The organism is Zetaproteobacteria bacterium (assembly GCA_003696765.1).
Taxonomy (GTDB): Bacteria; Pseudomonadota; Zetaproteobacteria; order Mariprofundales; family J009; genus RFFX01.
In genome coordinates this window covers 1-8,629 of sequence record RFFX01000011.1, presented here as the reverse complement: position 1 = coordinate 8,629, position 8,629 = coordinate 1, and the positions used below count along the sequence as shown (strand labels likewise).

Annotated in this window: 7 protein-coding genes and 1 pseudogene; all 8 read right to left on the bottom strand. The window is 67.7% G+C overall.

Translation table 11 applies throughout. From position 1 onward, the window contains the following. Positions 1 to 96 (bottom strand): hydrogenase (locus D6682_01660; protein RMH52566.1); only part of this gene is annotated, 96 nt, incomplete at its 3' end. A 181-nt stretch (positions 97 to 277) separates the two neighbouring features. Further along, positions 278 to 1,894, bottom strand: a complete 1,617-nt coding sequence (locus D6682_01655; protein ID RMH52565.1) for a hydrogenase subunit — start codon at positions 1,892 to 1,894, stop codon at positions 278 to 280. Between the two features lie 302 nt (positions 1,895 to 2,196). Then, positions 2,197 to 3,516: pseudogene (locus tag D6682_01650) on the bottom strand (hydrogenase 4 subunit F). Beyond that, positions 3,513 to 4,190, bottom strand: a complete 678-nt coding sequence (locus D6682_01645) for a formate hydrogenlyase (protein ID RMH52568.1) — start codon at positions 4,188 to 4,190, stop codon at positions 3,513 to 3,515. The pseudogene D6682_01650 and the gene D6682_01645 overlap by 4 nt, the downstream one beginning before the upstream one ends. Before the next feature lie 5 nt (positions 4,191 to 4,195). Further along, on the bottom strand, positions 4,196 to 5,143 hold the full coding sequence (locus D6682_01640) for a formate hydrogenlyase (protein RMH52564.1): 948 nt from the start codon (positions 5,141 to 5,143) through the stop codon (positions 4,196 to 4,198). 34 nt (positions 5,144 to 5,177) lie between these two features. Further along, the gene (locus tag D6682_01635) at positions 5,178 to 7,193 is read right to left on the bottom strand and encodes a hydrogenase 4 subunit B (protein ID RMH52563.1); all 2,016 of its coding nucleotides are present in this window, start codon (positions 7,191 to 7,193) and stop codon (positions 5,178 to 5,180) included. After that, on the bottom strand, positions 7,190 to 7,732 hold the full coding sequence (locus D6682_01630) for a helix-turn-helix domain-containing protein (protein ID RMH52567.1): 543 nt from the start codon (positions 7,730 to 7,732) through the stop codon (positions 7,190 to 7,192). Before D6682_01630 ends, D6682_01635 begins: the two co-directional genes overlap by 4 nt. 228 nt (positions 7,733 to 7,960) lie before the next feature. Beyond that, on the bottom strand, positions 7,961 to 8,629 hold a 669-nt coding region (argB, locus tag D6682_01625; protein ID RMH52562.1), incomplete at its 5' end, for an acetylglutamate kinase.

The window sequence follows — 8,629 nt, the reverse complement described above, 5'->3', positions numbered from 1 at the left end:
GCGGACCTCCTGCTGCAGCCGCTCGCCGAGCAGGGAGAAGCGATCCGACGGGGGCAAGGGCTCGGTCAGCTGCCCGCAGCGACCGATCTGACGCAAAATCCTATACATCTTCAATGACCTCGCAAAAAATCCATCCGTGGACTTTTTGCTTGACGGCAAGTGAAAAGCGCGATTTTCGCTTGCCTTGCAAATCAATCACTTGCTTACGCAAGCTCTTGATTTGCGCGGCCATCCTGGCCGCGATGATGGTTTCTTGCGAAACCATCATACCCCTCGATCACAGGTCGTTCCCCGAGTAGGAACAGTTGAACGACTTGTTGACCAGCGGGAAGTCGGGCACCGGCACCGTGCGCACGGCCAGCTCCAACCCCGGCCAGTTGACCACCGACGGGTCGCGCACGAAGTAGCGATCGATGCGCCCCTCGCCGCCGAAACGGACCCAGGCGGCGATCTCGCCCCGCCACGATTCGATGGCGGCGAAGCCCGACACCCCAGCCTCCGGCAGCCGCCACGGCTGCCGGATCTCCCCGTCGGGCAGCCGCTCCAGCCACTGGATGATCATGCGCGCGGCGGCGGCGATCTCCTCGAACCGAACCCAGACACGGGTGGCGACATCGCCCAGGTGCCCCTCCGGCACCGGCACTTCGACCGCATCGTAGGGTGGATAGCCCTCTTCGATCCGCTCGTCCGGGTAGTGCCCCGAGGCGCGGCCGACATAGCCGAGCAGCCCCAGATCGCGCGCCTGCGCCTCACGGACCACCCCGGCGCCGATCACCCGCTGCTGGATCGACGGCGTATCGGCGTAGATGGCGCGCAGATGCTCCACCTCGTCAGCAATCGCCCGCGTCTGATCGGCCAGCCGCCTGACCCCGTCGGCGGAGAGGTCGCGTGCCACTCCGCCGACGGTGAGCGTATCCATCAGCAGCCGGTGGCCGAAGAGATCGTGGTGCAGCCGGGCCATCTGCTCGCGCAGCCGGCTCATCTGCATGTGCATGAAGGCGAAGGCGGCGTCGTTGCAGATGGCGCCGATATCTCCGATGTGGTTGGCCATCCGCTCGCGTTCGCACAGCACCCCGCGCAGGAACGAGGCGCGCGGCGGCGGGGCGATGCCGGCGGCGTATTCGCACGCTTGTGCAAAGGCCCAGGCGTGGGCGACGGTGGCGTCGCCGGAGACGCGGGCGGCCAGCCGAATCCCCTCGGACGCCGTCCGCCCCTCCATCGCCCGCTCGATCCCCTTGTGCACATAGCCCAGCCGCTCCTCCATGTTGAGGATCTGCTCGCCGACGGCGAGAAAGCGGAAATGGCCCGGCTCGATGATGCCGGCATGAACCGGCCCGACCGGAATCTCGTAGACGCCGGCGCTGTCGCACGGCAGGTAGTCGTAGTCGATCCCCGCCCGCGCCGGATCGGGCGCAAGCGGCGTGCTGCCGTCGAAATCGTGGCGCAGCGGCCAGGCCTGCTCCGGCCACGACTCGTGCTTGAGCCAGCGGCGGGCATCGGGCAGACCATCGATGCGCACACCGAAGAGATCCTGCATGGTACGCTCCATGCGCACCGCGGCGATGAAGTGGTCGCTGATCGAAGGCAGCTCGGGCTGGTCGGCATCGAGCTCGGTGCGCAACAGCGCGTGGCGATACTCGGGATGGGCGAAGGCCATGTAGCCGTAGCGCGCCCGTGCCCCGGCGCCATCGACATCGTGCGCGCCTGCCTCGGCCGCCCACAGCGCCACCAGCCGCATCCCCAGCCGCTTCGCCTCGCCGGCTGCCGCCGCCCAGTCGAGCCGGCGGATCTCCAGACAGGGCATGTGGGCGGGGTGGTGGTCCTCGAGGTAGCGGTTGTGGATGCCGTGGTCGCCCAACCGCTCGGCCAGCCAGGTGTTGCTCGCCAGGGTCATGCGCCCACCCCCACGATCAGCGCGGCCGCCTGACGGTACCAGCCGGAGAGCACCAGCGGAATGGAGAGGCCGAGCAGCAGCGCCAGTGCGAAGTGGATGTAGACCGGCGCCATATCCGGTTCAAATCGCAAAAAGTCCGTCCGTGGACTTTTTGCTTGACGGCGATCGAAGCGCGCGGTCTTCGATCCCCTTACAAATCCATCGGTTGCATCCGCAAGATCCCGTCTTACGCGACCGTCCTGGTCGCGAATGCCGGCTTCTTGCGAAGCCGTCATCTCCGGCTGGACCGTGCGCGCCTGCTCCGGCGGCGTGCCGAAGACCATCGGCTGAACGAAGCGAAACAGCCCGGCCATGGCCACCAGCAGACCGAGCAGCAGTGGCGCGACCAGCCACGGATAGCGCTCCAGCGTGGCGGTGAAGAGTAGAAACTCGCTCATAAAAACACCGAACGGCGGGAAGCCGGCGATCGCCGCCGTGCCGATGAGCAGCCCCCAGCCGATCCCCGGATGGTGGGCGATCAACCCGCGGATCTGCGCCATGCGCTGGGTGCCCATCGCCTGCGCCGCATGGCCGACGGCGAAGAAGATGCCCGACTTGACCAGCGAATGGGCGGTCATGTGCAACAGCGCGGCAAAGGTGGAGAGCTGGGTGCCGATGCCGAAGGCGAGCGTCATCAAACCCATGTGTTCGACCGAGGAGAAGGAGAACATCCGCTTGATGTCGGACTGTTTGTGCAACGACAACGCCGCGGTCAGCAGCGACAGCAGGCCGAAGCCGATCATCATGTGGCCAGCCATGCCGCTGCCGGTGGCGCCGTCGACCAGCATCTTGCAGCGCACCAGCGCGTAGAGCGCAAGATTGAGCAGCAGCCCGGAGAGCACGGCGGAGATCGGCGTCGGCCCCTCGCCGTGGGCGTCGGGCAGCCAGGCGTGCATCGGCACCAGGCCGATCTTGGTGCCGTAGCCGACCATCAGGAAACAGAAGGCCACACTCATCACCGTCGGGTCGAGCGCGTGGGCGTGGGCGAAGAGCTCGGTCCACATCAACGCGGCGTTGCCGTGGCCGAGCACCGCCGACGAGGTGAAGAAGATCAGCACCGTGCCGAACAGGGCCAGCGCGATGCCCATGCCGCAGATGATGAAGTATTTCCACGCCGCGGCGATCGACTCCGGCGTGCGGTAGAGCGAGACCAGCAGCACCGTGGCCAGCGTGGCCAGCTCCAGCGACACCCACAGCACGCCGATGTTGTTGGTGGTGAAACCGAGCAGCATGCCGAACTGAAACTGCTGGTACATGCTGTGGTAGAGCCGCATGCGCCGGGGGGTGACCCGGCCGATCTCCAGCTCGTGACGCATGTAGGGGCCGGAGAAGATGGTGGTGGTCATGCCGACGAAGGCGGTCAGCGCCACCAGAAAGGTGTTGTAGGCATCGAGGTGGAACCAGCCGCCCGGGGTGTCGATCGGCGCGTGGCGCAGCACCTCGGCTGCCAGCAGCAGGCTGCAGAGGAAGGTGAGGCTGGAGGTCAGGATGTTGAGCCGAGCCGCCAGCCGTGGTGCGGGCAGCAGGGCCAGCACCACCCCGCCGAGAAACGGCAGCGCCAGCGTGGCGAGGAACATGGTCACGACTCCTCCTCGCGCCGGATCAGCGAGGCATCGAGCGCATCGACCTCGAGCGAATCGAAGGTGTCGCGGATCTGGAAGAAGAAGAGGCCGAGGATCAGCGCCGCGATCAGCACATCGAAGGCCACGCCGATCTCCACCACCAGCGGCATGCCGTTGGTGGCGCCGATCGCTGCGAAGAAGAGCGAGTTCTCCACCGAAAGGAAGCCGATCACCTGGGTGATCGCCTTGCGCCGGGTGATCATCATCAACATGCCAAGCAGCACGCAGGCGGTGGCGATGGCCATCGAGTTGCGGGTCAGCAGCTCGGAGAGCGCCTCGATCGGCCGGATGACATGGAAGGAGAAGAGGGTGATGCCGACGGCCAGCGCGATGGTCACGCCGTTGTTGACCAGCGGCTCGACCTCACGATGGACATGCAGCCGGCGGATCACCCGCCACAGCATCCACGGCAGCAGCAGCCCCTTGAGCAGCAGGGTCATCACCGCCGAGATGTAGAGCTCGTCCATGCCGCTGCTGAAGGCCACCACCGCCGCGGTGCAGGCGAGCAGCACCCCCTGGGCGGCGAACCAGCGCAACACCGACAGCAGCCGGTGCTGGGCGAGCAGCGCGTAGGAGATCAGCAGGGTGAGCGCGGCCAGGCCGTTGATGATCTGCTGGCTGAGGTCGGGCTGCACCGGCGTCACAGCGACACCTCCAGCATGTAGTGGATCATCAGCCCGAGGAAGGCGAGCACGAAGGCGGTGCCGAGGTATTGCGGCACCTCGAACATGCGCAGCTTGGCCATGCCGGTCTCCAGCAGGGCCAGCGCTCCGAGCAGCACCACCAGCTTGCCCAGCCAGCAGGCCAGCGCCAGCACGAACCCGGCGGCATCGGCGCTGATCTCCACCCCCCAGGGGAGGAACAGGTCGATGATCAGCGTGGCGAAGAGCAGCAGCTTGACCTGCGCGGCCCACTCCATCAGCGCCAGATGGCGGCCGGAGTACTCCAGCAGCATCGCCTCGTGGATCATGGTCAGCTCGAGGTGGGTGGTGGGGTTGTCCACCGGGATGCGGCCGCTCTCCGCCACCGCGACCATCACCATCGCCACCAGCGCGAAGGCGATCGAGGGCTGGATGGTCGGCGGCGTGACCAGCAGATGGTGGATCATCACCGTCAGGTTGGTGCTGTGCGCCCCGAGCGAGAGGACGAAGATGCTCATCAGCATCGCCGGCTCGGCCAGCGCGGAGAAGGTCATCTCGCGGCTCGCCCCCATGCCGCCGAACGCGGTACCGACATCCATCCCGGCCAGGGCGAGGAAGAAGCGGGCCAGGGCGAGCAGCGCGACCAGCGCGATCACATCGGCGGTCAGGGCCAGCGGTGTGTCGATCAGCAGCGGCGGCACGACGCTCGCCGCCATCACCGTGGCGGTGAAGACCACATAGGGCGCGGCGCGGAAGATCCACGAGGCGTTCTCCGCCAGCACCACCTCTTTGGCGAAGAGCTTGCGCAGATCGCGCCACGGCTGGAGCAATCCGGCGCCGCGACGGTTCTGCAGCCGCGCCTTGACCAGCGCGACGAAGCCCGAAGCCAATGGGGCGAGCAGCACCATCAACAGCGCCTGCAGCAGCTGCATGGTCAGCGAGGTCACCGCCGCGCCTCGATGGTAAGAGCGCAGGAAGCCATCAGACGAACACCGCCAGCAGAAAGAGCACCGTGGCGAAGGTATAGGCCAGATAGGCGTGCAGCCCGCGCTGATGCTCGTGGCGCACGCGCGCGGCCAGCCACAGCACGCCGTCGGCCAGCGGCCGGTAGAGCTGCTGCACCGCCCGATCCCCGACATGGACCACATACCGCACCCGCGTGGTCAGCAGTTCGTGGCGCGCGCGCTCGGCGTGTTCATGCTCCTGCGGCCGGTAGAAACCGGCGAAGATGCGGCGCAGCGGCTGGGAGAAGCTGGTGGCGCTGTATTGCATGCGCGCGTGGACATGAGGGTTGCCGCAGCTCCACAGCGGCGCCCGCCGCACCGCCGATCCGGCCGGGTGGAGCCGCCAGAAGACCAGCCCGCCGAGCACCACCATGCCCAGCAACGCGATCGGCGCCGAGTAGGAGACCTGGGCGCGGGCCACCGGCACCAGCCACAGCCAGTGGCCGCCGCCGGAGACGGCGGTGAGCGACGCATCGAGCAGCGCCTGCGGCACCCGGTCGATCAAGGGCACGACCAGCGCCGGCAACAGCCCCAGCAGCAGACAGGAGAGCGCCGGCAACGCCATCCCCAGCCGCATCCAGCCATCGACCTCGCGCGCCTGCGCCACCTCCGGGCTGCGCGCGTGGCCGAGGAAGACCACACCGAACACCTTGACGAAACAGGCGGCGGCCAGCGCCCCGGCCAGGGCCAGCATCGACGCCGAGAACGGCACCATCGCGGTGAGCAGCGCGCCGTGCAGTTGCGGCGCCATCAGCGCCGTCTGGAAGGTGAGCCATTCGGAGACGAAGCCGTTGAACGGCGGCAGCGCGGAGATGGAGATGCAGGCGACCAGGAAGAAGAGCGCCGTCCACGGCATGCGGTGGATCAGGCCGCCCATCGCCTCCATGTCGCGACCGCCGCCGGCATGCAGCACCGCGCCGGCGCCCATGAACAGCAGCCCCTTGAACAGCGCGTGGTTGATGGTGTGGTAGAGCGCGGCGATCAGCCCGAGCGCGGCCAGCGTGGTGTGCCCCGCCTGGGAGAGCAGCATGCCCAGCCCCAGACCGATCAGGATGATGCCGACATTCTCGATCGAGTGGTAGGCGAGCAGCCGCTTGAGATCGTGCTGCTGCAGGGCCATCAACACGCCGCCGACCGCCGAGCCCGAGCCCGCGGCCAGCACCAGCGTCCCCCACCACCACTGGAAGGCGTCGGGGCCGATCAAGTCCCACACCAGTCGGATGAAGCCGAAGATCGCCACCTTGAGCATCACCCCGCTCATCAGCGCCGACACATTGGACGGCGCCACCGGGTGGGCGTCGGGCAGCCAGCCATGCATCGGCACCACCCCCGCCTTGGTGCCGAAGCCGAGCGCGGCCAGCAGAAAGGCGAGCGAGGCCCACAACGGCGAGAGCGCAGCATCGTGCATGGCATGGAAGCGGAACGATCCGGCGGCGGCGTAGAGCACGGCGAAGGCGCCCATGATCAGCAGCCCGGCCAGATGGGCCATCAGCAGATAGACGAAGCCGGCCTTGCGGTTCTCCGGCTGCCGATGCTCGTGGACGACCAGAAAGTAGGAGGCAAGGCTCATCAGCTCCCAGAAGAGCATGAAGGTGAAGGCGTCGTCGGCCAGCACCACCCCGATCATGCCGAACAGAAACAGCGGCAGAAAGAAGGCCAGCGCCGCAAGCTGCGACTCATGGCGCAGGTAGCCGTGGCCGTAGAGCGCCACCGGCAGCCCGAGCGCACCGATGACCAGCAAAAAGAAGCCGCCCAGGGCATCGAGCCGCAGCCCCATCGGCATCCACGGCAGCCCGATCGGCAGCTCTACCGCCCCGCCGCCACCAAGCAGGCCGCCCGCACCGCCGACCAGCGCCAGCAGAGCCGCCAGGGCCGTGGTGGCGGTCAACACCGCCCTGCCCCGGCGAGGCGCGCGGGCCAGCAGCGGCGCAGCCAACCCCCCGGCCAGAGCCACAGCCCCGGCGGCCAGCGCCACAGCCAACGCCATGCTCATCGCGAACGAACCATCAACAGCTCACACGGATCGGGAAAGGGATTGCGCCAGTTGTGCGGCTTGCGCGCGTCGTAGTAGACCGACTGGGTCTCCTCCAGCGCGTGGCTGCGGCCGGCATACTCCAGCAGCGCCCGGCCGCGCCGCACCCAGACGAAGGCGTGCGCACTGCGGATGCCGTACTGCTCCTCGTCGAAACGGCCACCGCCATCGAGCCGCACCAGCATCGGCTCGAAACCGGCCGGCTGATGCAGTGCGGTCAGCGGAATGAACTGCCCGCCCTGATCGAGGGCGACGGCGGGTCGATCCTGCAGCCGGAAGATCTCCAGATCCGAATCCCGCGCCGACTGCAGAAAGAAGGAGGCGACCGAGACGCCCAGACCGTCGGCCAGCTTCTCCAGCGTGGCCACCGAGGGCGAGACCCGACCGGCCTCGAGCTGCGACAGCGCGGCAGCGCTGATCCCCGCCCGCTCGGCCAGCGCCCGTTGCGACAGCCCTTGCCGCAGACGAAGATCCCGGATGGTCTCCGCCAGTTCCTGCATGGAGCCAAACTGCAACAAGTCCGTCCGTGGAGTTGTCGCTTGACGGCGATCGGAGAATGCGCTCGCCGATCGCCTTACAAATCCGAAGGTTGCCTGCGCAGGCCTCGGATTTGCGCGGCCGTCCCTGACCGCGATGGCGCGCGCAAGCTCGCGCCGCACCACCGCGAACCATACATAGAACCGATCAGATGTAAACTATATTGAACAGCGCACGCTGCCCGCCACGCCCTATCCGGCCGAGAAGGCCGTCCCCACACCCGCGTCGGTGAAGAGCTCGAGCAGCAGGGCGTGCGGCTGCCGGCCGTCGATGATGTGGGCCCGCTCCACCCCGCCGGCGACCGCGTCGAGACAGCAGCTCACCTTGGGGATCATGCCGCCGGAGATCACACCGGCATCCCGCCACGCCTCGGCCTGGGCCCGGGTCAGCTGCGAGGCGAGCTCGCCATCGTCATCGAGCACGCCGGGAACATCGGTCAACAGCACCAGCTTGCTCGCCCGCAACGCCTTGGCGATGGCGCCGGCGACCAGATCGGCGTTGATGTTGTAGCTGCAGTCCTCCCCCTTGTGGTAGCCCACCGGCGCGATCACCGGGATGAAGCGGTCGCGCTCCAAGAGATGGATCACCTCGGGGTTGACCCGCTCCACCGTACCGACATGGCCGATGTCGATGATCTCCGGCGCGGCCATCTCCGGGGCATCCTTGCGAAACTCCAGCTTGCGGGCGCAGATCAGGCCGCCGTCCTTGCCCGAGAGGCCGACCGCCCGGCCGCCGGCGCGGTTGATGTTGGCCACGATCTCCTTGTTGACCAGCCCGGCAAGCACCATCTCGACCACATCCATCGTCTCGCGGTCGGTCACCCGCATCCCCTGCACGAAGCGGGCCTCCTTGCCCAGCCG